A 24,578-nucleotide genomic window follows, 5' to 3' on the forward strand; every position below is an offset into this window, starting at 1 on the left:
CCGCGCACCATCCCCCACCGCCGCGCAGCGTCGCGCGGCCACCACACCGCTGGGAGGCGGCACGTGAAGAACCGTACGGTCCGACAGAGATTCACCGGACTATCCACCGCGGCCCTGGCGGCCTGCCTGGGTGTCGGCATGCTCGCCGCACCGGCCCGGGCCGCCGAACCCCGGCCCTCCGCCCCGGCGGCCGCGACCGCGACCGCCTTCGCGCACCGGGCGGCCGACGCCGCGTCGCCCGAGCCCGGCGGCCCCGCGGCGCAGGCCCTCACCGCACCCGTCCAGGACGCCGCCCACCTGGGCGACACGGCCCTCAGCCCCGCCGAACGGGCCCCACTCAGCGCCTCGAAGGACGCGCTGAAACGCGACTACGACGACCCCCGCGCCGCCGCACCGAGCCACCCCGCCCCCTCCATGAAGGCGAAGTCCCGCACCGCGGCGAAGGCGACGGGGAGCACCGCCGCCTGCTCCGTCGCCGACTTCACCAGCCGCACCGGCAGCGCCCTCGTCCAGCAGATCAAGTCCTCGACCACCGACTGCGTCAACACCCTGTTCTCCGTCAAGGGCGACGACGGCTACCTGGCCTTCCGCGAGGCGCAGATGGTCAGCGTCGCCAACGCCCTGCGCGACGGATCGGCCGCCTACCCCGGCAACAGCAGCACCGGCATGCCGCAACTGGTGCTCTTCCTGCGGGCCGGCTACTACGTGCAGTACTACGACCCCGGCACCGTCGGCAGCTACGGGGCGCCGCTGCGCACCGCCATCCAGGGCGGCCTGGACGCCTTCTTCGCCTCGGCGCACTCGCGTGACGTCACGGACGCCAACGGCGAGACCCTGGCCGAGGCCGTCACCCTCATCGACAGCGCCGAGCAGAACGCCCGCTACCTGAACGTCCTGAAGCGGCTGCTGGCCGGCTACAACTCCTCGTACAACAGCTCCTGGTACATGCTCAACGCGGTCAACAACGTCTACACCGTGACCTTCCGCGGCCACCAACTGCCCGCGTTCGTCAGCGCCGTCGAGGCCGATCCGAGCCTGCTCGACGCGCTCGCCGGCTTCGCCCGCGACCACCTCGACCTGCTGGGCACGGACCAGTCGTACCTGACCTCCAACGCCGGCCGCGAACTCGCCCGCTTCCTCCAGGAGGGCACCCTGCGGCCCAAGGCCCGGCCGCTGGTCACCGACCTCCTCGGCCGCAGCTCCCTGACCGGGCGCACCGCGCCGCTGTGGGTCGGCCTCGCGGAGATGGCCGACTACTACGACAGCGCCAACTGCGCGACGTACGGCACCTGTGACCTGGCCGCACGCCTCAAGAGCGCCGTCCTGCCGGTCTCGTACACGTGCAGCGACAGCATCCGCATCCTCGCCCAGCAGATGTCATCGGCCGACCTGACGAAGGCATGCACCAGCCTGCGCGGCCAGGACGCCTACTTCCACCAGGTGGCCAAGGACAACGGGCCCGTCGCCAACGACCACAACACCACCATCGAGGTGGTCGTCTTCGACTCCAGCACCGACTACCAGACCTACGCCGGAGCCATCTACGGCATCGACACCAACAACGGCGGCATGTACCTGGAGGGCGACCCGGCGGCAGTCGGCAACCAGCCGCGCTTCATCGCCTACGAGGCCGAGTGGGTCCGGCCGGACTTCCAGATATGGAACCTCAACCACGAGTACACGCACTACCTCGACGGCCGGTTCGACATGGCGGGCGACTTCGAGGCCGGTGTCACCACCCCGACGATCTGGTGGGTCGAGGGCTTCGCGGAGTACGTCTCCTACTCCTACCGAGGTGTCACCTACGACGACGCGGTCACCCAGGCCGCCGCGCACACCTACACCCTGCGCACGCTGTTCGACACCACCTACGAGAACGCCGACCAGACCCGCATCTACAACTGGGGCTACCTGGCCGTCCGTTACATGCTCCAGTCGCACCGCGCCGACACGGACAAGCTCCTGGGCCTCTACCGCGCCGGTGACTGGAACGGCGCCCGCACCCTGCTCACCTCCACCATCGGCAGCCGCTACGACTCCGACTGGAACACCTGGCTGACGGCGTGCGCGGCCGGCAGTTGCGGCACCACGACCAACCCGCCCACCGACCCCACCGACCCCGCCACCCGGTGCACCGGCGCCGACGACCGCGAGCTCGGCCAGGACTGCGCCCGCGACGGCCGGCAGGCCACCCGGGGCAACTACGCCTACCTCTACCTCTACATACCCGCCGGCACCGCCCGGCTGACCATCACCAGCAGCGGCGGCACCGGCGACGCCGACCTCTACTACAGCGCGGACGGCTGGGCGACCACCGGTTCGTACACCGCGCGGTCCACCGGCAGCGGCAACGCGCACACGCTCACGGTCGACCACCCGGCGGCAGGCGTTCACTACATCAGCCTGTACGCGGTGCAGGACTTCGGCCAGGTGAGCGTCTCCACGCGGTACTGACCCGGCCGGGCGGTACGGCCCCGCGCCCGGGCACGTCTCAGCGCAGACGCAGCGTGCCCGGGCGCGTCCGGTCCCGGATGATCTCCACCAGCCGGTCGAAGAGGGTCGGACCGAGCCCAGCAGCCGCCTGCGCGGATTCCTCGCGCAGGCGGCTCCGGTTGCTCTCATGGGCGCGGCCGGCCAGCCCGTCCAGGTACCGGGCGGTCTCCTCGTGCCCCAGCGCACGGGCCGACAGGGCGTGGTCGCGCCACTCGATGACGTAATCGCCGTCGTCCGGCGTGCCCATGCCGCCGCCCAGGCAGTCCGCGAAGGCGTCGAGATTCCGGCCGAAGTAGCCGCCCGGCCCGTTCACCGCCTCGCCGATCACGGTCCAGAAGCTCTCCGGACCGGTGACCCGGGAACCCTCGATCACATAGGTCACGGTCATGGGGCGAGCGTACAAGCCGGACGGTCCGGTGATCCGCGCCGCAGGTGGGGGACTGCGGCGCGGACCGGACCGGGGAAACGGGTCAGCAGTCGTGGTCGACCAGGTCGAACGTCTCGTAGTGGTCGGCGGTGTAGTAGTCCTCCTGGCTCTCCTCGCCCGTGACGATGCGCCGCGCGCCGCGCGTCGAGGAGCCGGGGGTGATCACGGTGTACTCGTGGTAGTAGCCGGTGCTCTGCGAGGGCAGCACGCCCTCGCGGTTCTGGAAGACGGTGCCGTCCTGGTCGTACGGGAACGGCCCGCCGGCGTCGATGAGGTCGAGGGTGTCGTGGGCCTGGGAGGGCAGGTCCGAATAGCAGATGCTGCCGACCGAGGTGGCCGAGGCGGTGGCGGTCGCCGTGAGGGGGCCGCCGACGAAGAGAGCGGACAGGAGGGCGGCGGTGCCGCCGAGCGTGGTGATCCGTGGGGGGATTCGCATACTCATCATGATGACGCGCGTAGACAGCGCCGCGTCAACGCCAACCCGGGTGAAATGTGTGAGAGTTGACCGGGGAGAGGGAACACATCCCTCTCCCGGGGGTGGTGTGGTCCCACGCAGGTGCGGCGCTCGAACGGCAGTCCGAGGTGTGCTCACGGGCTGACGGAACGCCAGATGTGGTACGGGACCGTGCGGGCGGCCTCCTCGATGTCGATGTCCCCGACGGAGAGCCAGCGGCGCGCGATGCCCGTCACCGGACCCAGTATCAGGGACTCCAGGACGGGCAGCGGGAGCGGGACGAGTGCGCCCGACTGCTGGTGGGCGCGGAGCCGGGCGGCGAGCGGGGCGGGCCGGGCCTCCTGGGCGCCGCGGATCTGCCGGGCGTGCTCGGTGATCTCGCGGTCCGCGGTGACCGAGTGCATGAGCCGGGCCGCGTCGGGATGCTCCTGGACGAAGCGGAGGTAGGCGCGGGTCACCGCGTGGACCCCGCCGCGCGCGTCCTCCAGCAGTCGCCTGAATATCGGCGCCGCCAAGCTCGCCGGCCCCAATCCGGGTTACCGCTGCGGCCAGATGGATCCGTCCTGCTCCGTCATCAACGGCGGTGGCATCCAGCACAACGTCAGCGGGTTCGACCACTACTACAAGCGGGCCTGAGCCGCACCGGATTCACCCCTGTTCGCGGGGTTCCGCAAGCGTGACAGCCCGTAGGCGGGGCATGCATTGCGTGAGCACCTTCGAGGCAGGGGGCGAATGGCCGTGTGGGCGGGGGAAACGATGGAGCGTCACGAAGTGGCCCGGATGCACCGCAGGGTGGACCGGTCCGATCTGGCCGCTGTGGGTGAAGTGCGAGGCGCGGTGCGGGAGTTACTGCGCCATCGGTGGAAGGAGGAGCCGGCGCAGGTGGCCGAGCTGCTGCTCAGCGAGCTGGTGACCAACGCCCTGGTGCACACGGACGACGGCGCGGTCGTCGCCGTGAGCGTGGCCCCGCGGCGTCTGCGTGTCGAGGTGCGGGACTTCGTCACGGGCATGCCGCCCGAGTCGCACGCACCGCCCGCCGACGACGGTACGCACGGCCGTGGGCTGATCCTGGTGGAGAGCCTCGCCGACTCCTGGGGGGTCAGTCCGCGCGCCCTGGGCAAGGTGGTCTGGTTCGAGCTGGACGGCGAACGGCCCTGACAATCCTTCCGGACCGCCAGGGCCGTTTCCCGCGCAACCGCCGTCCCGCCTGTCAGCCGAACTGCTGCTCCAGGTCCTTCAGCTTCTGCTCCAGCGAATCGAGCCGGGGCAGGGCCCGGGTGTCGTCCTCGGCGGTGAGATCGACCGCCTGCGGTTCACTCGCGCCCAGTTCAGGGACGCTCGCCGAGTTCGAGTGGTTCACGGCTTGCAGGGATGGCCGGGGCCGCAGGGGCAGCTGACCCGGCTCGGATATGGCGGGCTCCGCGACGGACTGCGAGGAGCCCGGCGCGAGCGCCTGCACGTCCACCGAGGGGCCGCCGCCCCGGCCCACCCGGCTCCAGGCCCGGTTCTGCCGGTTCAGGGCCTTGATGTGCGCCCGGTCCAGCTTCTCCTGGTCCCTTCTTCGGAGACGGTTCTGCTCCTTCTCACGGCGGTCCTCGCGTACCTCGTCGACCGCCTCGTCCAGCGTGCGTACGCCTTCGAGGAGCATCAGCGACCAGGCGCCGAAGGTCTCCCGGGGCGCGCGCAGCCAGCGCACGATCCGGATCTGCGGCAGCGGCCGGGGCACCAGGCCCTGTTCGCGCAGCGCGGCCCGGCGGGTCTGCTTCAGCGCCCGGTCGAAGAGCACGGCGGCCGAGAGGGACATCCCCGCGAAGAAGTGCGGGGCGCCCGCGTGGTCCACGCCGCGCGGTGCGTGCACCCAGTTGAACCAGGCGGCGGCACCGGCGAAGGTCCACACCAGCAGCCGGGAGCCGAGCGCCGCGTCCCCGTGGCTGGCCTCCCGTACGGCGAGGACCGAGCAGAACATCGCCGCCCCGTCCAGGCCGAACGGCACCAGGTACTCCCAGCCGTTCGAGAGGCCGAGGTTCTGCTCGCCGAAGCCGACGAGCCCGTGGAAGGAGAGCGCGGCGGCGACCGCGGCACAGCAGAACAGCAGAACGTACGAAGCGGTGGCGTAGAGCGTTTCCTTGCGCCGGCGCCGCTCCTCGCTGCGTTCCCAGGAGTCGTCGGCCGCGGATGTGCCGGAGGCGCGCTTGCCGCGCGCGACGACCGCCACCGCCGCCATGACCCCCACGAGCAGCACGGCGCCCGGAAGCAGCCAGTCAAGCGATATGTCGGTCAGTCTCATGCGCGGTCCCTTGCGTCGCGTAGGGCGTTTTCCGCGCCATCGTGGCGGAGATCCCCTCACGTCCAGGCGGTTTCGGGGCAAGAGAACGCCAACGGGGTGGCTGAGTCCGCCGATATCCGCGATCTGGTCGAACACTCCTCAGTGGGCCGCGCAATGTGTTCGAATCCAAGCCACCCTTTCGGGTGGTGTGGATCAGGGAGCGGGCGTCAGCTTGCGGATCCGCTCCTCGTCGCAGGTGCGCGGGCAGGTGACACAGGTGTCCTCGGGGCGCAGCGTGTAGAACAGGCAGCAGCTCGCCCGGTCGCGGGTGGGCAGCGACTCGCCGTTCGGACCGGTCAGTTCGCGGAAGCCCGCCGTGCCGACGTACGGCTTGGTGGTGCCCGGCAGGAGCGCCTCCAGCTCCGTCATGGCGCGCTGCTCCTCGCCCAGCAGGTGGGCGATGTACCAGAGGCCCTCGACGATCTCGTCGGTCGCCATGCCCCACAGGGCCCGCTTGCCGCGCCGCATGCGCGGCCGGAAGCCGTCGAGCACCGGGCCGAGGTGTTCGGCCACCGCGTCGAGCACCTCGGCGCGCAGCGCCGCCTCGTCGGCCACCACGCGCGCGCCCGGCAGCGCCGCCGCCGGATCGCCGGGCAGGCACGCGAACTCCCGCACCCGCAGCGTCAGGTGTCCCAGCGCCCGCTGGAACGAGACGTCCTCGGCCGGGATGCGCGGCACCCGGCGGTGCAGGAACCACGGAACCGTCACGAGCAGGCAGGCCGGCCACGCGTAGCGGTGCAGGCCGAAGCTGGCGATCACGTCCGGGCGGGCCTGCTGCCCGTAGTCCCGCTGGACCTGGGCGTCGTCGTAGGAGAGGAAGGTGTCCAGGGCCTCGCCGCCGGCCGCGAGCTCGTGCGCGCCCACCCAGCCGGGACCGCCGGGGGCGCTCTGGCCGTCCGCGAGGATCTCGGCGCGCATCCCGGGGAAGACCTCGGTCAGGCGCGCGTACGCGTCGGCCACGGCGGAGGCCGTCGCTGCGGGGAGCAGGGCGGGCAGGGTCATGCGGGGACCACCGAATCACGATCGTCAGCAGGTAAGCCTTACCTTACCCGACCGGATCGATGTTTGAACTGAGGTCTCCTGCGCATATCGTGCACACAGGGCGCGAGACGCGCGAGCCGTGCCCGTGGCCGGCCGAGGAGGTGCCCGTGGAGCGGGGCAGAGCACGTGAGGAGGTGCGGCCGCCGTACGGGGCCGCCGCAGCCGTGCCCGCCGCCTCGTCCATGCGGGTGCCCGAGCAGGCCCGCGGTGAGCACACCCACGGCGAGGAACCGCCCGTCGCCCCCCGGGCCCAGGTCCGCCGGCACTCGGTGCGCGGCCAGATCCTGGACGCCCTGCGCGCCGCCCTCGTCGACGGCGATCTGGCCCCGGGCCAGGTCTACTCCGCCCCCGTGCTCGGCGCCCGCTTCGGGGTCTCCGCGACGCCCGTGCGCGAGGCGATGCAGCAGCTGGCCGTCGAAGGAGCCGTGGAAGTCGTGCCGAACCGCGGCTTCCGGGTCGCCGAACGCGGACCGCGCGAGCTGGCCGAGCTGGCCGAGGTACGGGCCCTGATCGAAGTCCCCGTCATGCTGCGGCTCGCCCGCACCGTCCCGCCCGCCCGCTGGTGCGCGCTGCGCCCGCTGGCCGACGCCACCGTGGCCGCGGCGGCGGTCGGCGACCGGGCGAGCTACGCGGAGGCGGACCGGGCCTTCCACGGTGCGGTCCTCGCGCTCGCCGGGAACGGCCGGCTCGTCATGGTCGCCGACGACCTGCACCGCCGCTCCCAGTGGCCCCTGGTGGACAACCCGGTCACCCGCCGCGCCGACCTGCTGGCCGACGCCTCCGAGCACACCGCACTGCTCGACGCCCTGATCGCCCAGGACGTGACCGTCGTGCAGTCGCTGGTGCGGGAGCACTTCGCGGGCGCCGACGGCTGACCCGGTACGGGTTTCGGGCCGGCGCCCGGTCTCAGTTCGCCTCGACGGTCTGGGGCGGCGGCGGGTCCAGATGCGGGCCCAGCCAGGTCGGCACACCGCCCAGCAGCCGGAAGAGCCGGCCCGCCTCGGCCCGCAGCCGGGTCGCCGTCTCGGGCTCGGACTCGGCGTCGGCCAGCGCGATGAGCGCCGGAGCCGTACCGACCAGGTAGCCCAGCTCCTCCCTTATCCGCAGGGACTCCGCGAAGCCGTGCCGGGCCTCCGCGAGCTCGCCCTCGCGCAGGGCGATCAACGCCAGATGGCGCCAGGTGGAGGAGAGCAGCAGCGCGTCGTTCTGGGCGGTGGCGCCGGCATGGGCCCGGCGGTAGGCGGCGCGGGCGGCCTGCGGGGAGTCGGCGATGTTCTGCGCGATCAGGCCCCGCCGGAAGTCGAGCAGCGGCCGGCCCGGGGCGGCGGGGGAGAGCAGGGCGGCGGCCCGGCTCAGCGCCACCCGCGCCTCGTCGGCCCGGTCCCGCACTCCGAGCAGGGTCGAGGCGTACGCGAGATAGCCGCGTTCGCAGGCGGCCGCGCCGCGCTCCGCGTCGTCGTGGGCCATGGCCTCGGCGGTGCGCAGGGCGTCCTCGGCGTCGGTCCAGCCCTGCCCGGTGTACAGGCACCGCTCGGTCAGCAGGGCCGTCCGCTGGAGGGCCGCCGCCGGGTCCGTGGCGGCGTCGTGTTCGAGCAGAGCCGCGGCGTCCGTCCAGCAGGCGCGTGAGCGCAGCCGCCATACCGCGGTCTGGAGCGGCGGATCGTCATCGGCTGTCGTTCCGGAACCAGACATGGCGGTTTGCGCCACATTGCCCTCCCCGAGCGCGCCATCGAGCTGTTGAGTATGGCCCGCATCACAGCACGGAATGGCACGCCGGGCCAAGAGGGCGAGGCAATGTCAGGTGAAACTTTTCACAATCAAGTGGGAGGACGCGGGGGCCCGGCCGGGCCCGGAGTTCAGCTCATACGCAGGGCGAGGAAGAAATCGAGCTTGTCCTCCAGGCGCGCGAGATCACGCCCCGTCAACTGCTCGATTCGCCCGACCCGGTAGCGCAGCGTGTTGACGTGGAGGTGCAGCCGGGCCGCGCAGCGGGTCCACGAACCGTCGCAGTCCAGGAACGCCTCCAGGGTCGGGATCAGCTCCGCGCGGTGGCGCCGGTCGTACTCGCGCAGCGGGTCGAGCAGCCGTGCGGTGAACGCCCGGCGCACGTCGTCCGGGACGAACGGCAGCAGCAGTACGTGCGAGGCCAGCTCGTGGTGCCCGGCCGCGCAGACCCGGCCCGGGCGGGCCGCCGCGACCCGGCGGGCGTGCCGGGCCTCCTCCAGGGCGCCGCGCAGCCCTTCGGCCGAGTGCACCGAGGCGCTGACACCCAGTGTCAGGCGGCCGTCGTCGGCGAGGCCCGCGGAGAGCGGGGCGCGGACGGCGGTCAGCAGCGCGTCGGCGTGCAGGGCCGGCCCATCCTGCGGGGCATCCGCCTCCGGCCCGTCCGCGGTCCCCTCCGCGCCGGCCGGCCGGGCCGGTGCGGCGGGCAGCGGCACCAGGGCGATGGCCTCGTCACCCGTATGGGCGACGGCGATCCGGTCCGCCGAGTCGGGGCCCGTCACGGCCGGGTCGACCAGGATCTCCTCCAGCAGCGCCTGGGCGACCGGGCCGCCAGCCACCGGGGAGCCGGCGTTGCCGGGCGCGGCGCCCCCCTCCCACTCGACGCGGGCCACCACCACCTGCCAGTGCGGGGCCGTGCCCAGGCCGGGGAGCAGGACCGGGGTGGCGACGCGCAGCCGGGCGGCGATCTCGGCGGGCGCGGCGCCGGCCTGGACCAGTTCCAGGACCTCCTGGGCGAGCCGGCGGCGCACCGTGCGGGCCGCGTCGCGCCGGTCGCGCTCCACGGCGATCAGCTGGGTGACGCCCTGGAGCAGGTCGAGCCGTTCGGCCGGCCAGTCGCCCGCGTCGGCCTCCACGGCCAGCAGCCAGTCGGAGAGCACCGACTCCCGCACATCGCGGGAGGCCGGTGCGGCGCCCCTGCCGTTGTTCCGGATCGGGAAGAGCGAATACGTGGTCCCGGCGAGCGCGGCCCGGTGCGGGGCGCGGCGACCGGAGCGGACCGCGGCCAGATGCAGCCCGGCCAGCTCGGCCCCGGCGGCCGCGGACAGCGGGGCGCCCGCGCCCGCGATCTGCCGGCCGGTGGGGGAGAGCACCCAGGCGTGCAGGTCCAGGTCGGAGCCGAGCAGGTCGAGGACCACCTCCGGGCCGCCGCCCGCCGGACCCGAGGTCATCAGCCTGCGGTGCCGGTCCACCACCGCCGCCAGATCGCCGGCCCGTTCGCCGGAGACCTGACGGACCACGTACTCGGTGATCATTGCGAATGCGACGGTCTCGTGGACGGCGAACAGCGGCAGCCGGTGCCGGCGGCACGCCTCGACGAGATCGTCCGGGATGGCGCCGAGCTCCGCCTCGCCCACCGCGAGCCCCGCCACCCCGGCGCCCGCCAGGATGCGGACGAACGGCTCCGAGTCCTGGGCGTCCCGGCGCCAGACCAGACCGGTCAGGACCAGCTCGCCGCCCGTGAGGTAGCGGCTGGGGTCGCGCAGGTCGGTGGTCATCACGCCGCGGACCGACCGGTCCAGCTCCTCGTCGCCGCCGAGCAGCCGCAGGCCCAGCGCGTCGTTCTCCAGCAGTGCGCGCAGCCGCATCTCGTCGCCGCCGATCTCTTTCGTTGGTACGGGGGAGTCCTGGGTGTTGCGGTGAGGTTGTCGCTCCCCGCCATTCGTTCGAATCTACAAGACGTGAGCGGAGAGCAGCCAACTCCTTCATGGGTTCGGTGACTGCACCAGGTGGAGCAGGGCTTGTGTACTGGGCCGCACAGCGCGTGAACAAGTCATGAACGAGTTCGAGGGCCGGCCGTCACCCAGCCCCGGCGCACAACCCGATGAGAAGAAGAGAGCCAGCATGGACTTCCTTCGCCCCGCAAGCTGGGAGGAGGCGCTCGCCGCCAAGGCCGAGCACCCGACGGCTGTTCCCATCGCCGGAGGCACCGATGTGATGGTCGAGATCAACTTCGACCACCGGCGGCCCGAGTACCTCCTCGACCTGAACCGCATCGGTGACCTCACCGAGTGGGAGGTGGGCCAGGAGAGCGTCCGGCTCGGCGCCTCGGTCCCGTACAGCCGGATCATGGAGCACCTGCGCGCGGAGCTGCCCGGTCTCGCGCTCGCCTCGCACACCGTCGCCTCGCCGCAGATCCGCAACCGGGGCGGCATCGGCGGCAACCTGGGCACCGCGTCCCCCGCCGGTGACGCCCACCCCGCCCTGCTCGCCGCCGGCGCCGAGGTGGAGGCCGAGTCCGTACGCGGCACCCGGCTCATCCCCATCGACGCCTTCTACACCGGCGTCAAGCGCAACGCACTCGAACCGGACGAGCTGATCCGGGCCGTGCACATCAAGAAGGCCGACGGGCCCCAGCAGTACTCCAAGGTCGGCACCCGCAACGCGATGGTCATCGCCGTCTGCGCCTTCGGCCTGGCCCTGCACCCCGAGACCCGCACGGTCCGCACCGGCATCGGATCGGCCGCCCCGACACCCGTACGGGCGAAGGAGGCCGAGGAGTTCCTGAACGCCGCCCTGGAGGAGGGCGGGTTCTGGGACAGCCGCACCATCATCACGCCGTCCGTCGCCCAGCAGTTCGCCACCCTCGCCGCCGGCGCCTGCAACCCGATCGACGACGTGCGCGGCACCGCGAGCTACCGCAGGCACGCGGTGGGGATCATGGCCCGCCGGACCCTCGGCTGGGCCTGGGAGTCGTACCGCGGCAACGGCCGCAGCACCGAAGGAGCCGCCTGATCATGCGCGTCAATTTCACGGTCAACGGCCGCCGCCACGAGGCCGACGACGTCTGGGAGGGCGAGTCCCTCCTCTACGTCCTGCGCGAGCGCATGGGGCTGCCCGGCTCCAAGAACGCCTGCGAGCAGGGCGAGTGCGGCTCCTGCACGGTCCGCCTCGACGGCGTGCCCGTCTGCTCCTGCCTGGTGGCCGCCGGCCAGGTCGAGGGACGCGACGTCGTCACCGTCGAAGGGCTCGCCGACTTCGCCGCCCACCGCGCCGACGCCCACCCCGGCACCGGCTGCGCCTCCGGCGCCTGCGGCACCGCGCTCGACAAGGCCCGGCGCTGGAAGGCCGAGCCGGCCGGCGAGGAGACCCGCGACACCGGGGAGCTCTCCCCGATCCAGCAGGCGTTCATCGACGCCGGAGCCGTCCAGTGCGGCTTCTGCACCCCCGGCCTGCTGGTCGCGGCCGACGAGCTCCTGGAGCGCACCCCGCAGCCGTCCGACGCGGACATCCGCGAGGCGCTCTCCGGCAACCTCTGCCGCTGCACCGGCTACGAGAAGATCCTCGACGCGGTCCGCCTCGCGGCCGCCCGCGCGGAAGAAACGGTCTAGACGATGGGCGTTACCGGTTCCCCCACCAACATCAACCAGGGCACCCGAACCAAGGGCGGCATCGGCGAGTCCACGCTGCGCCCCGACGGAATCCTGAAGGTCACCGGCGAGTTCGCGTACTCCTCGGACATGTGGCACGAGGACATGCTCTGGGGTCACACCCTGCGCTCCACCGTCGCGCACGCGGAGATCGTCTCGATCGACGTCTCCGAGGCGCTGGCCACCTCCGGCGTCTACGCGGTGCTCACCTACGACGACCTGCCGGCCGCGATGAAGAACTACGGCCTGGAGATCCAGGACACCCCCGTCCTCGCCCACGGCCGGGTCCGCCACCACGGCGAGCCCGTCGCGCTCGTCGCCGCCGACCACCCGGAGACGGCCCGCCGCGCCGCCGCCAAGATCAGGATCGACTACCGCGAACTGCCCGTCGTCACCGACGAAGCCTCCGCGACCGCGCCCGGCGCCCCCCTCATCCACGAGGGCCGCGACGACCACCACATCGGTCACGTGCCGCACCCCAACATCGTCCACCGCCAGCCGATCGTCCGCGGCGACGCGGAGGCGGCGAAGGCCCGTGCCGACGTGGTCGTCACCGGCGACTACTACTTCGGGATGCAGGACCAGGCATTCCTCGGCCCCGAGTCCGGCATGGCCGTACCCGCCGAGGACGGCGGGGTCGACCTGTACGTGGCGACCCAGTGGCTGCACTCCGACCTCCGCCAGATCGCCCCCGTGCTCGGCCTGCCCGAGGACAAGGTCCGCATGACGCTCTCCGGCGTCGGCGGCGCCTTCGGCGGCCGCGAGGACCTGTCGATGCAGATCCACGCCTGCCTGCTGGCCCTGCGCACCGGCAAGCCCGTGAAGATCGTCTACAACCGCTTCGAGTCCTTCTTCGGGCACGTCCACCGCCACCCCGCAAGGCTCCACTACGAGCACGGCGCCACCCGCGACGGCAAGCTCACGCACATGAAGTGCCGCATCGTGCTCGACGGCGGCGCCTACGCCTCCGCGTCGCCGGCCGTCGTCGGCAACGCCTCCTCGCTGGCCGTCGGCCCGTACGTCATCGAGGACGTCGACATCGAGGCGCTCGCCCTCTACACCAACAACCCCCCGTGCGGCGCGATGCGCGGCTTCGGCGCGGTCCAGGCATGCTTCGCCTACGAGGCGCAGATGGACAAGCTCGCCGCCGAACTGGGCATGGACCCCGTCGAGTTCCGGCAGCTCAACGCCATGGAGCAGGGCACCCTACTGCCCACCGGACAGCAGGTCGACTCGCCCGCCCCGGTCGCCGAACTGCTGCGCCGGGTCAAGGCCATGCCGATGCCGCCCGAGCGCCAGTGGGAGACCGCAGGCGAGCACCCGGACGTACGGGCGCTGCCCGGCGGCCTGTCCAACACCACCCACGGCGAGGGCGTCGTGCGCGGCGTCGGCTACGCGGTCGGCCTGAAGAACGTCGGCTTCTCCGAGGGCTTCGACGACTACTCCACCGCCCGGGTGCGCATGGAGGTCATCGGCGGCGAACCCGTCGCGACCGTGCACACCGCCATGGCGGAGGTCGGGCAGGGCGGCGTCACCGTGCACGCCCAGATCGCCCGTACCGAACTCGGCGTCGCCCAGGTCACCATCCACCCCGCCGACACCAAGGTCGGCTCCGCCGGATCGACCTCCGCCTCCCGCCAGACGTACGTCACCGGCGGCGCGGTCAAGAACTCCTGCGAGGCCGTGCGCGAACAGGTCCTGGAGATGGGCCGCCGCAAGTTCGGCACGTACCACCCCGCCTGGGCCACCGCCGAACTCCTCCTGGAGGACGGCAAGGTCGTCACCGACGGCGGCGAAGTGCTGGCCGGCCTGGCCGACGTGCTGGAGGACGAGGCGGTCGACATCGAGCTGGAGTGGCGCCACCGCCCCACCGAAGCCTTCGACCTGCGCACCGGACAGGGCAACGGCCACGTCCAGTACTCCTTCGCCGCGCACCGTGCGGTGGTCGAGGTCGACACCGAACTCGGCCTGGTCAAGGTCATCGAACTGGCCTGCGCCCAGGACGTCGGCAAGGCGCTCAACCCGCTGTCGGTCGTCGGCCAGATCCAGGGCGGCACCATCCAGGGTATGGGCATCGCCGTCATGGAGGAGATCATCGTCGACCCGGTGACCGCGAAGGTGCGCAACCCCTCCTTCACGGACTACCTGCTCCCCACCATCCTCGACACGCCGACCATCCCGGTCGACGTGCTCGAACTCGCCGACGACCACGCCCCGTACGGGCTGCGCGGCATCGGCGAGGCCCCCACCCTGTCGTCCACCCCGGCCGTCCTCGCGGCGATCCGGAACGCGACGGGCCTGGAGCTCAACCGCACGCCGGTGCGGCCCGAACACCTCACCGGCGTCTGACGGCTGCTCCGCCACAGCTCTCCGGGCGGTGCACGCCTCCGGTGAACGTCACACTTCCCGGCCCGCACCGCCCGGAGCCCGGGGTCCCGCACCGCTCGCGGCCCCCGCCGGCCCCCCGCACCGGAACAGCGGTAGCCGTTCCGTTCCCTTCCTGCATGAACAGTTCGTCTCGGGCCGTCCCCCGGGTCGTGCCGCCAGCGCAGTCATCCCAAATCCCGCATATCGATTCTTCATCGCGGGTGCCCCTGTGAACCTTGGGAGTCAGGCATCATGACCCAGCAGTCAGTGCAGCCGAAGACCGGTGCGGAGGACGCGGGCCCCGGCTCGCGCGTCCCCGCCGGCAGATCATGGCTCGACCGGTACTTCCACATATCCGAGCGCGGCTCGACCGTGGCGCGCGAAGTGCGCGGCGGCGTCACGACCTTCATGGCCATGGCGTACATCCTGCTGCTCAACCCGCTGATCCTCGGCGGCAAGGACGTCGACGACAACCTGCTCAGCCAGCCTGGCCTGATCACCGCCACCGCGCTCGCGGCGGCGGCGACCACCCTGCTCATGGGGTTCGTCGGCAAGGTCCCGCTCGCGCTCGCCGCGGGCCTCAGCGTCTCGGGCGTCCTGTCCTCGCAGGTCGCCCCCGAAATGACCTGGCCGCAGGCCATGGGCATGTGCGTGATGTACGGGCTGGTGATCTGCCTGCTGGTGGTCACCGGTCTGCGTGAGCTGATCATGAACGCGATCCCGCTCCCGCTGAAGCACGGCATCACGATGGGCATCGGCCTGTTCATCGCCCTGATCGGGCTCTACAAGGCCGGCTTCGTCGGCAAGGGCGCCGCCACCCCGGTGACCCTCGGCCCGGCCGGTGAACTCGCCGGCTGGCCCGTCCTCGTCTTCGCGGTGACCCTGCTGCTGATCTTCATGCTCCAGGCCCGCAACATCCCCGGCGCGATCCTGATCGGCATCGCCGTCGGCACCGTCGTCGCCGTCGTGATCAACAAGGTCGCCGACGTCGATCCGAAGATCTGGAGCAGCGGCCCGCCCGAGCTCAAGGGCTCCGCGGTCTCCTCGCCGGACTTCTCGCTGTTCGGGGACATCGAGTTCGGCGGCTGGGGCGACGTCGGCGCGATGACCGTCGGCTTCATCGTCTTCACCCTGGTGCTCGCCGGCTTCTTCGACGCGATGGCCACCATCATCGGTGTCGGTACGGAGGCCGGGCTCGCCGACGACAAGGGCCGGATGCCGGGCCTGTCCAAGGCGCTGTTCATCGACGGCGCGGGCGGGGCGATCGGCGGCGTCGCCGGCGGCTCCGGGCAGACCGTATTCGTGGAGTCGGCGACCGGCGTCGGCGAGGGGGCCAGGACCGGCCTCGCCTCCGTCGTCACCGGCCTCTTCTTCGCCGCCTGCCTCTTCTTCACCCCGCTCACCGCGATCGTGCCCGCCGAGGTGGCGTCCGCCGCCCTCGTGGTCATCGGCGCCATGATGATGCAGAACGCCCGGCACGTGGACTGGAGCGACCGGGCCGTGGCCATCCCGGTTTTCCTGACGGTGGTCCTGATGCCGTTCACGTACACCATCACCACCGGTGTCGCGGCGGGCGTCATCTCGTACGCCGCCATCAAGGCCGCCCAGGGCCGTGCCCGCGAGGTCGGCGCCTTCATGTGGGGCCTGACGGTGATCTTCCTCGTCTACTTCGCCCTGCACCCGATCGAGAGCTGGCTCGGCGTCAGCTGATCCGCCGCCCACACCCGCCAAGGAGACCGAGATGCTGGACATCGCCGAAGAGCTCGACCGCTGGGCCGGGCAGGGACGCGATTTCGCCGTGGCCACCGTCGTCGCCGTCGGCGGCAGCGCGCCCCGGCAGCCGGGGGCCGCGCTGGCCGTCGACCGCGACGGCACGGTGATCGGCTCGGTCTCCGGCGGGTGTGTGGAGGGCGCGGTGTACGAACTGTGCCGACAGGCGCTCGACGACGGCACCACGGTCCTCGAACGCTTCGGCTACAGCGACGAGGACGCCTTCGCGGTCGGCCTGACCTGCGGCGGCGTCATCGACATCCTGGTGACCCCGGTCCGGGCGGACGACCCCGTCCGGCCGGTGTTCGCCGCCGCGCTCGCGGCCGCCTCACGGGGGGAGGCGGCCGCGGTCGCCCGGATCACCGAAGGGCCCGCCGGACTGCTGGGCCGGCCCCTGCTCGTCCACCCCGACGGCCGCAGCGAGGGCGGGCTCGGCGGCCACCCCGAGCTGGACCGCACCGCCGTGGCCGAAACCAGGGCCATGCTCGACGCGGGCCGCACCGGCACCCTCACCATCGGGGCGGACGGCTCGCGGTGCGGGCAGCCGCTCACCCTGCTCGTGGAATCCAGCGTCCCGCCGCCCCGGATGATCGTGTTCGGGGCCATCGACTTCGCCTCGGCCCTGGTGCGGGCCGGGAAGTTCCTCGGGTACCACGTCACATTGTGCGACGCCCGCCCCGTCTTCGCCACGAAGGCCCGCTTCCCGGAGGCCGACGAGCTGGTGGTCGACTGGCCGCACCGCTACCTGGCCGCGACCACCGTCGACGCCCGCACCGTCCTGTGCGTCCTCACCCACGACGCCAAGTTCGACGTGCCGCTCCTGGAGGCGGCGCTGAAGCTGCCCGTCGCCTACGTCGGTGCGATGGGCTCGCGCCGCACCCACCTCCAGCGCAACGAGCGGCTGCGCGAGGCCGGCGTCACCGAACTGGAGCTGGCCCGCCTGCACTCGCCGATCGGCCTCGACCTCGGAGCCCGTACGCCCGAGGAGACCGCCCTGTCGATCGCCGCCGAGATCGTCGCCGTCCGGCGCGGCGGCAGCGGTGCACCCCTGACCGGCGCCCACACCCCGATCCACCACCCCGGAGGGCTGCCGCCGGCCGGGCGGATCGGCTCCGTGGCCTGAACTCGCCCTCGGTGGGGCTCGGTCAGGACCGGCGGGTTGCCGCCACGGCATATTCACGCCAAGCGTGGACGGGACCGCGGCAGCCGGTTTACCGGTAGATCAGCTGCATGACATTCACCCCCTCCACCGCCTCCGGCCGGGTGAGATCCGCCCGCCCCGGACGCAGAACCCTCCTCATAGCCACCTCGGCCGCCCTGGTGAGCGGCGCCCTGCTCCCCGTCACGGGCACCGCCTCCGCGGCCACCGCCACCGCCGCGACCACCCCCTCCGCGACGCCCGTCCACCGCTACGACATCACCCTCGTCACCGGTGACGTCGTCCACTTCGCCGATGGCGCGGGCAACCAGGACACGGTCACCGTGGACCGCCCCGAGGGCGCTACCGGCGGCGTCCACGTCCAGCAGGCCGGGGACGACGTCTACGTGCTGCCCGACGAGGCCCGGAGCCTGCTCGCGGCCGGCAGGCTCGACCGCCGCCTCTTCAACGTCTCGGCGCTCGCGAAGATGGGCTACGACGACGAGAGGACCGGTGGCATCCCGCTGATCGCCACCTACCCGGCGGGCAAGGCCCGTTCGCTGCCCGCCGCCCCGCGCGGCAGCAAGGCCGTCCGGAAGCTGGAGTCCATCCACGGCGCCGCCCTCAAGGCGGGCAAGGACACCGCGCGCGCCTTCTGGGACGACATCGCGCGCACCTCCACGGCCCGCTCGCTGGACAACGGCATCGGCAAGCTGTGGCTCGACGGCCGCGCCGAGGCCGCGCTCAAGGACTCCGTGCCGCAGATCAACGCCCCGCAGGCATGGGCCGAGGGCTACGACGGCAAGGGCATCAAGGTCGCCGTCCTGGACACCGGCATCGACGCCGGCCACCCGGACGTCAAGGACCGCATCCTGGAGACCAGGAGCTTCGTGCCGGGCGAGGAGGTCGACGACAAGAACGGCCACGGCACGCACGTCGCCTCCACCATCGCCGGTTCGGGCGCCGCGTCCGACGGCCTCAACAGGGGCGTCGCCCCGGCCGCCGGCCTGCTCGTCGGCAAGGTGCTGAGCGACGAGGGCTCGGGCGCCGACTCCGGCATCATCGAGGCGATGGAGTGGGCGAAGGCCGAGGGCGCCGACGTTGTCTCCATGAGCCTCGGCTCCAGCATCCCCGACGACGGCACCGACCCGATGTCCCAGGCCGTCAACTCCCTTTCGGCGGACGGCGGCCCGCTCTTCGTGATCGCCGCGGGCAACGCGTACGGCGCCGGCACCGTCGGCTCGCCCGGCTCGGCGGACAAGGCGCTCACCATCGCCGCCGTCGACAAGCAGGACGGCCGCGCGGACTTCTCCTCCATGGGCCCGCTGGTGCGCTCCTACGGCCTGAAGCCGGACCTCTCCGCACCGGGCGTGGACATCAACGCCGCCGCCTCGCAGTCGGTCCCCGGTATCGAGGGCATGTACCAGTCGATGTCCGGCACGTCGATGGCGACCCCGCACGTCGCGGGCGCCGCCGCCATCCTCAAGCAGCGCCACCCCGACTGGACCGGCCAGCGCATCAAGGACGCGCTGATGACCTCCTCCAAGGTGTTGCCCGACTACACCCCGTACGAGCAGGGCACCGGCCGGCTCGACGTGAAGGCCGCCGTCGATATGACGATCGAGGCCACGGGCTCGGTCGCGGTCGCCGCGTACGACTGGCCGCACAGCGCATCGGACCCGCTCACCGAGCGGACCATCACCTACCGCAACACCGGGGCCGAGGACGTCACCCTCGGCCTGACGACGGACGGCGCGCCGGACGCGTACACGCTGTCGGTGGAGCGGCTGACCGTCCCGGCCGGTACGACCGCCGAGGCCGTCCTCACGCTCGACCCGTCGAAGACGGAGCCGGGCACCACGTTCTCGGGGCAGGTCCTGGCGAAGGACGCCTCCGGGGCCGTCGTCGCGCACACCGGCTTCGCCCTGAACAAGGAGCAGGAGCTGTACGACCTCACGCTCCGGCTGCGTGACCGCGCAGGCAAGCCCATGGACGGCGTCGTCGTCCTCGGCGCCCTCGGCGACCCGAACCTGTCGCCGGTGCAGGTGGCGGGTGACACCACACTGCGGCTGCCCCCGGGCGACTACACCGCCTGGACCGCCGCCGACGTCAAGGGCGACACCGCCGACTCGCAGGCCCTCGCCTTCCTGGCGGCCCCCGAGATCATGCTCGACAAACCCGTCACGGTCACCCTCGACGCGTCGAAGGCCCACAAGGTCGGCGTGCGCACGCCGAAGGAGACCGAGACCCGCCAGCTGCGCTACGACATGGCACGCACCGCACCGGACGGCACCGTCCAGCGCGACGCCTACCAGATCCCGCTGACGTACGACCAGCTGTGGGCGAGCCCGACCAAGAAGGTCACCCAGGGCAGCTTCTCGTTCCTGACCCGCTGGCGCCAGGGCGAGAAGCTGATCGACCTGACGGCCGACGGCCGGGACGTCCCGGTAGCTGTGCAGAACGGTTCGCCGGTCGCCGAGGACAGCAGGCTCAAGCTCCGCAGCGTCTTCGCGGGCAACGGCTCCGCCGCCGACTACAAGCGCGTGGACGCCAGGGGCAAGGCCGTCGTCATCCGCGGCAGTGACGCGGTGGCCCCGGCCGACCGGGCCGCCGCGGGCGCGAAGGCGCTGTTCGTCGTCAACCCGGGCGACGGCCGGCTGATGGAGTCCTACGGCGACTACGGCACCACGCTCGCCATACCGGTCGCCACCGTCCAGCGGATCGCCGGCGAGAGCCTGATCAAGGCGGCCCAGCGCGGCAAGAAGGTGACCGTCGAGCAGCACAAGTACGCGAGCTACGTCTACGACCTGGTCGACCGCCACGACGGCACGGTCCCCGACCGCTCACTCGCCTTCGCCCCGGCCACCCGTCAGCTGGCGAAGGTGGAGAACACCTTCTACGGCCACCGGGACGCCGTGGGCGGCGGCTACCGCTACGACATCCCCGACTACGGCTTCGGCATCGGCTTCGCGGAGTACGAGAAGTACCCCGCGACCCGCACCGAGTGGGTCACCCCGCTGCCGGGCGCCTCGTTCTGGTACGAGGACCACGCGCAGTACAACGCCGAGGGCACCGACACCGCGCTGGAGGAGCGCGGCGGCGAGATGGACTACCGGGCCGGCAGCACCACGAGGGCCCAGTGGTTCGCGCCCATCACCCGCCCGCGCCTGGGCACCGCCTACTGGGGGCCGAACCGCTCGCAGTGGGGCGACATCCAGTACAACATCACACCGTGGACGGACGGCGGGGCCGGTCACTCGGGCTCCATGCCGGACAAGGAGTACGACACCGGCAAGGTCGCGGTCTACCAGGGCGACAAGCTGCTCGACGAGTCCCCGGGCCGCGCCGGCTACGTGGGGGACCTCCCCGCCGAGGAGCTGCCCTACCGGCTGGTGCTCGACGCCTCGCGTGACGCGGACACCTGGAAGACGTCCGTGCGCACCCACTCGGAGTGGTCGTTCGTCTCGGGCGCGAACGACCCGGAGGGCCCGTACCAGGTCGACGTCCCGATGCTCCAGCTGGACTACGACGTCGCCACCGACCTGGCCGGTGACGTGCGGGCGGGCAAGTGGACCGAGATCGGCCTGTCGTCCACCACGCAGGAGTGGCTGGAGGGCGCCGTGAAGGCGAAGAAGGCCGCGCTGTCGGTCAGCTACGACGACGGGAAGAGCTGGAGCGCGGTGCAGCTCAAGAAGGACGGGGCCGGTTCCTGGACCGCCCGGTTCAAGACCCCGAAGAAGGGCGCCGCCGCGGTCTCGCTCAAGGCGCACGCCGAGGCCGGCGGCGGGCTCGCCGTGGACCAGGAGATCATCCGGGCCTTCGGCCTGAAGTGACCCGCTGAGATTTTGTACGAGGCGGCCGCGCAGCCGGAGACGGGTGGGCGGCCGCCTTCGCGTGCGGTGCCCCGGTCCACTAATATGCAGCATACATAAGAAGTGTATGATGCATAAAAAGGTCGGTGCGGGGGCCGGACACAGCGAGTCGAAGGAACAGCGCAATGACATTGCACAACAAGGTCGCCCTCGTCACCGGAGGTGCCTCGGGCATCGGCGAGGCCGTCACCCGGCTCTTCGTCGAGCGGGGCGCCCGCGTGGTGGTCGTCGACCTCCAGCAGGAGGCCGGGGACGCTCTCGTGGCCGGGCTCGGGGACGCGGTGGCGTTCCTGCGGGGCGACGTCTCGGACCGTGAGGTCGCCGACCGGGCGGTCGCCACGGCCGTCGAGCGCTTCGGCGCCCTGGACATCCTGGTGAACAACGCCAGCGCCTCCCGGGTGCGCCCGTTCACCGAGCAGACCGACGACGACTGGAAACTCGCCCTGGACACCGGCCTGTTCGCCACCCGCAACTTCATGCTCGCCGCCTACCCCGAGCTGCGGAAGGCCCAGGGCGCCGTCGTCAACTTCGCCTCGGGCGCGGGCATCGACGGCCAGCCGAACCAGGCGTCGTACGCGGCCGGCAAGGAGGCCATCCGCGGGCTGAGCCGGGTCGTCGCCAACGAGTGGGCCGCGGACCAGATCCGGGTCAACGTCGTCTCCCCGATGGCGAAGACCGCCGGCGTCGCCGCCTGGGCCGAGGCCAACCCCGAGCAGTACGCCCTCTCCGCGGCCAAGGTCCCCCTCGGCCGCTTCGGCGACCCGCGCGAGGACGTCGCCCCCGTCATCGCGTTCCTGGCGAGCGACGACGCCCGTTACATCACCGGCCAGACCCTGATGGCCGACGGCGGCGCGATCAAGCTCCGCTGACCCCCTCCGCCGCACCCGCCGCCCCGGTCCGGGGGCGGCGGGCACCGGAACCCCTGACCGCCGCCGCGCACAGCAGCACCGGAGCCGCCGACACGGCGAAGCAGAGGGCGAGCGGCAGCCGGTCCACCAGCAGCCCCACCGCGGCGGTGCCGGCCGAGGAGCCCGCGTTGAACGCGGTGTTGACCCAGGCCCCGGCCCGGGTGCGGTGGGCGGCGCTCGCCGACTCGTCCGCCATCAGATAGGCGGTCGTGAGGGCCGGGGCGACGAACAGACCGGCCACCGCGACCACGGCGATCAGCACACAGAGGTCTCCCGCCAGCCCGGCCACCGCCACCGCGGCGCCCAGTCCGGCGGCCATCACCCGCAGCCGCGCCCCCAGCGGCGCACGCCACCGCAGCGCCCCGTAGGCCAGACCCCCGACCGCGCTCGTCGCCGACAGCGCGGCCAGCACCCAGGTCACCGCCGGTGCCCGGTGGAACTCCTCGGTGAGGGCCACCACCAGCAGGTCGAGCGCCCCGAGGCACAGTCCCACGGCGGCCGTCACCAGCACGGCGTGCCGCAGCGCCGGAACGGCCCGCAGCCGCAGCGAGGGCGCGGGGGAGGCACCGGCCTGCGGTCCGCCGTCCGCCTTCCCGCGCGGCACGGCGGGCGACGACACCAGCGCCCCCGCCCCCACGGCCAGCAGGACCGCACCGGCCAGCACACCGGCCGCGGGACCGGTGACGGCCACCACGACCCCCACCAGCAACGGGCCTGTGACGTACGTCAGTTCCTCGGCGACCCCGTCCAGGCTGTACGCGCGCCGCAGCAGCTCCCGGTCGGGGACGAGGCTGCTCCACAGCGTCCGCATGACCGGGCCGAGCGGCGGTGTGCAGGCACCGGCCGCCGTGGCGAGCGTCCCGAGGAGGAGGGGCGGGGCGCCCGGCCGCCAGGTGACCAGGGCGAGTACGGCGAGCAGTGCCGCGTACAGCCCCGCCATCGGCGGCAGCGCGCGGCGCGGCCCGTACCGGTCGATCAGCCCGGCCCGGGCGGGGGAGAGGGACACACTGGCGGCCCCGAACAGGGCCATCACACCACCGGCGGCGGAGTAGGAGCCGGTGGCGTCCTTGACGGCGAGGAGGAGGGAGAGGGGGGCGATTCCGTAGGAGAGCCGCCCGAGCAGCGCGGCACCGAAGGTGCGTGCGGCGTGCGGGACGCGCAGAACGGCGGCGTACGAAGGTGCGCGCGAGGGCGCGGACGAAGGCGTGGACACGATGGTCTTCCTCGGGAGGGCAGCGCGAGTTCGGGGCGCTGCGGGCATGCGGGGACACCGTAGCGCCGCACCCGGTACGCCGGGCGCGGTCGGGACGGGGTCCTACGCACGAGGAAGAGACACGCGGGCAAAGTAGCAGAGAGAGTTCCTAAGCGCCGATGTCCGGGTTGGCCGCCAGGACCTCTTCGGTGACCGTCCACAGCCGGGGTACGAAGCGCAGGACCTCCTCGCGCCGGGCGAGCAGGTCCGGGGTGCCGGTGATGCCGGTGAGTTCCGCGACGGCGTCCCGGAACGCCGGGAGGCGTTCGGCGTGCAGGGCGGGGGCGTCCGCGCCCAGCACGGTGTGGCAGCGGGCGAAGGTCGCGACGATCCAGAAGACCGCCTCGCGGTGGTCGCCCCCGTCGATCAGCTCCCGGCTGCCGTCGAGGGCGATGGGGCGCGCCCGCTCGGTGAGGTCGCTGCTGAAGAAGAACGGGGTGCGCGCCACCGGGACCGTGGCGTCGAACGTCCGCGTCAGCTCGGCCAGATGGCGGCTCACCTGCCGCGCGGAGACCCCCTCGCAGCCCAGCAGCGCCAGCAGTTCCGGATACAGCTCCCGGTGCCCGTAGGCCGTGAGGACGTCGCGCGCGGCGGGGTAGCGCAGCCGGACGGTCGGGTTGCGCAGGGCGGCGACCAGCGGGACGTGTGTGGTGACCCCGGTAGGGAACAGCCAGGCCATCACCTGGGCGGGGAAGGGCTGCGAGGTGTCCAGCGCGGCGAGCCGGCTCTCGACGCGGTGCCGGGCGTCCAGGCACCGCAGGCGCACCCGGGCCCGCTCGGCGAAGCGCGGCGCGACGTAGGCGTACAGCGCGCGCAGCCGCCCCGTGGGGTCGTCGATGACCGTGTCACGGCGGAAGCTGCCCGCCAGGTGGTACGAGCCCAGCACGGCATCGGGGTCGCGGAGCTCGGCCCACGGCACGTAGGTGATCTCCAGCAGGACGCCCTCGTGGAGGAGCTTGCCGGGTTTGGCCGGAGCCTCGTCCCCCTCCGTCACCACGACCACGTCCACGTCCGACGAGGCCGGGAGCACCGCGTCGTCCGGCCGTCCGACCGTCGACCCGCTGAAGTACGCCCCCCGGTAGTCCCGTCCGGGACGGGCGTGCGCAGCCACCCAGTGCGCGGCGGCGGCACGTGCCTCTCCGACTCTCATACGCGACA

The 24,578-nt window shown here is 72.6% G+C and carries 19 protein-coding genes; 10 read left to right on the forward strand and 9 right to left on the reverse strand.

Features of this window, described 5'->3' with window-relative positions:
* The first annotated feature begins 63 nt into the window (after positions 1-63).
* Entirely contained in the window at positions 64-2,454 is a 2,391-nt protein-coding gene (locus E6R18_RS07780) for a M9 family metallopeptidase (RefSeq protein WP_136316104.1), read from the forward strand.
* Between the two features lie 37 nt (positions 2,455-2,491).
* Here the strand turns inward: E6R18_RS07780 and E6R18_RS07785 are convergent, their stop codons facing one another.
* The 3 genes from E6R18_RS07785 to E6R18_RS07795 form a co-directional block, all read right to left on the reverse strand.
* Positions 2,492-2,881, reverse strand: a complete 390-nt coding sequence (locus E6R18_RS07785) for a barstar family protein (protein ID WP_136316105.1) — start codon at positions 2,879-2,881, stop codon at positions 2,492-2,494.
* A gap of 82 nt (positions 2,882-2,963) precedes the next feature.
* A complete protein-coding gene (locus E6R18_RS07790) occupies positions 2,964-3,356 on the reverse strand; it encodes a ribonuclease domain-containing protein (RefSeq protein WP_136316106.1) in 393 nt (130 codons plus the stop codon).
* A gap of 152 nt (positions 3,357-3,508) precedes the next feature.
* A complete protein-coding gene (locus tag E6R18_RS07795) occupies positions 3,509-3,889 on the reverse strand; it encodes a hypothetical protein (protein ID WP_240799636.1) in 381 nt (126 codons plus the stop codon).
* A gap of 277 nt (positions 3,890-4,166) precedes the next feature.
* On the opposite strand from E6R18_RS07795, the gene E6R18_RS07800 reads away from it, so the two are divergent.
* Entirely contained in the window at positions 4,167-4,532 is a 366-nt protein-coding gene (locus E6R18_RS07800; protein WP_136316202.1) for an ATP-binding protein, read from the forward strand.
* A gap of 52 nt (positions 4,533-4,584) precedes the next feature.
* On the opposite strand, the gene E6R18_RS07805 is transcribed toward E6R18_RS07800, so the two are convergent.
* The gene (locus E6R18_RS07805; protein ID WP_136316107.1) at positions 4,585-5,661 is read right to left on the reverse strand and encodes a DUF2637 domain-containing protein; all 1,077 of its coding nucleotides are present in this window, start codon (positions 5,659-5,661) and stop codon (positions 4,585-4,587) included.
* Positions 5,662-5,853: 192 nt separating this feature from the next.
* Positions 5,854-6,702 (reverse strand): (2Fe-2S)-binding protein, encoded by an 849-nt coding sequence (locus tag E6R18_RS07810; RefSeq protein WP_136316108.1) that lies wholly within the window; start codon positions 6,700-6,702, stop codon positions 5,854-5,856.
* 146 nt (positions 6,703-6,848) lie between these two features.
* On the opposite strand from E6R18_RS07810, the gene E6R18_RS07815 reads away from it, so the two are divergent.
* Positions 6,849-7,616, forward strand: a complete 768-nt coding sequence (locus E6R18_RS07815) for a GntR family transcriptional regulator (RefSeq protein WP_136316109.1) — start codon at positions 6,849-6,851, stop codon at positions 7,614-7,616.
* Positions 7,617-7,647: 31 nt separating this feature from the next.
* Here the strand turns inward: E6R18_RS07815 and E6R18_RS07820 are convergent, their stop codons facing one another.
* Positions 7,648-8,433, reverse strand: a complete 786-nt coding sequence (locus E6R18_RS07820; protein ID WP_136316110.1) for a hypothetical protein — start codon at positions 8,431-8,433, stop codon at positions 7,648-7,650.
* A gap of 164 nt (positions 8,434-8,597) precedes the next feature.
* On the reverse strand, positions 8,598-10,331 hold the full coding sequence (locus tag E6R18_RS07825; protein ID WP_136316111.1) for a PucR family transcriptional regulator ligand-binding domain-containing protein: 1,734 nt from the start codon (positions 10,329-10,331) through the stop codon (positions 8,598-8,600).
* A gap of 256 nt (positions 10,332-10,587) precedes the next feature.
* Between E6R18_RS07825 and E6R18_RS07830 the strand changes: the two genes are divergently transcribed.
* The 7 genes from E6R18_RS07830 (at position 10,588) to E6R18_RS07860 (ending at position 22,129) form a co-directional block, all read left to right on the forward strand.
* Positions 10,588-11,478: a xanthine dehydrogenase family protein subunit M gene (locus E6R18_RS07830; protein WP_136316112.1), complete on the forward strand. Its 891-nt coding sequence runs from the start codon at positions 10,588-10,590 to the stop codon at positions 11,476-11,478.
* A gap of 2 nt (positions 11,479-11,480) precedes the next feature.
* Positions 11,481-12,074, forward strand: a complete 594-nt coding sequence (locus tag E6R18_RS07835) for a (2Fe-2S)-binding protein (protein WP_136316113.1) — start codon at positions 11,481-11,483, stop codon at positions 12,072-12,074.
* A 3-nt stretch (positions 12,075-12,077) separates the two neighbouring features.
* A complete protein-coding gene (locus E6R18_RS07840) occupies positions 12,078-14,462 on the forward strand; it encodes a molybdopterin cofactor-binding domain-containing protein (RefSeq protein ID WP_136316114.1) in 2,385 nt (794 codons plus the stop codon).
* Between the two features lie 270 nt (positions 14,463-14,732).
* Positions 14,733-16,190 carry an NCS2 family permease gene (locus E6R18_RS07845; protein WP_136316115.1) on the forward strand — a complete coding sequence of 486 codons (1,458 nt, stop codon included), beginning with the start codon at positions 14,733-14,735 and terminating at the stop codon, positions 16,188-16,190.
* A 31-nt stretch (positions 16,191-16,221) separates the two neighbouring features.
* Complete coding sequence (locus tag E6R18_RS07850; RefSeq protein ID WP_136316116.1) at positions 16,222-17,373, forward strand: XdhC/CoxI family protein; 1,152 nt, start codon at positions 16,222-16,224, stop codon at positions 17,371-17,373.
* 107 nt (positions 17,374-17,480) lie between these two features.
* The gene (locus E6R18_RS07855) at positions 17,481-21,221 is read left to right on the forward strand and encodes a S8 family serine peptidase (RefSeq protein ID WP_136316117.1); all 3,741 of its coding nucleotides are present in this window, start codon (positions 17,481-17,483) and stop codon (positions 21,219-21,221) included.
* Between the two features lie 164 nt (positions 21,222-21,385).
* A complete protein-coding gene (locus tag E6R18_RS07860) occupies positions 21,386-22,129 on the forward strand; it encodes an SDR family NAD(P)-dependent oxidoreductase (RefSeq protein ID WP_136316118.1) in 744 nt (247 codons plus the stop codon).
* On the opposite strand, the gene E6R18_RS07865 is transcribed toward E6R18_RS07860, so the two are convergent.
* On the reverse strand, positions 22,116-23,381 hold the full coding sequence (locus E6R18_RS07865) for an MFS transporter (RefSeq protein ID WP_240799638.1): 1,266 nt from the start codon (positions 23,379-23,381) through the stop codon (positions 22,116-22,118). The genes E6R18_RS07860 and E6R18_RS07865 overlap by 14 nt on opposite strands.
* 148 nt (positions 23,382-23,529) lie before the next feature.
* Positions 23,530-24,570, reverse strand: a complete 1,041-nt coding sequence (locus E6R18_RS07870; RefSeq protein WP_136316120.1) for a hypothetical protein — start codon at positions 24,568-24,570, stop codon at positions 23,530-23,532.
* Positions 24,571-24,578: the final 8 nt, after the last annotated feature.

It is taken from the genome of Streptomyces sp. A1277 (genome assembly GCF_004795015.1).
In the GTDB taxonomy this organism is placed as follows: Bacteria; Actinomycetota; Actinomycetes; order Streptomycetales; family Streptomycetaceae; genus Streptomyces.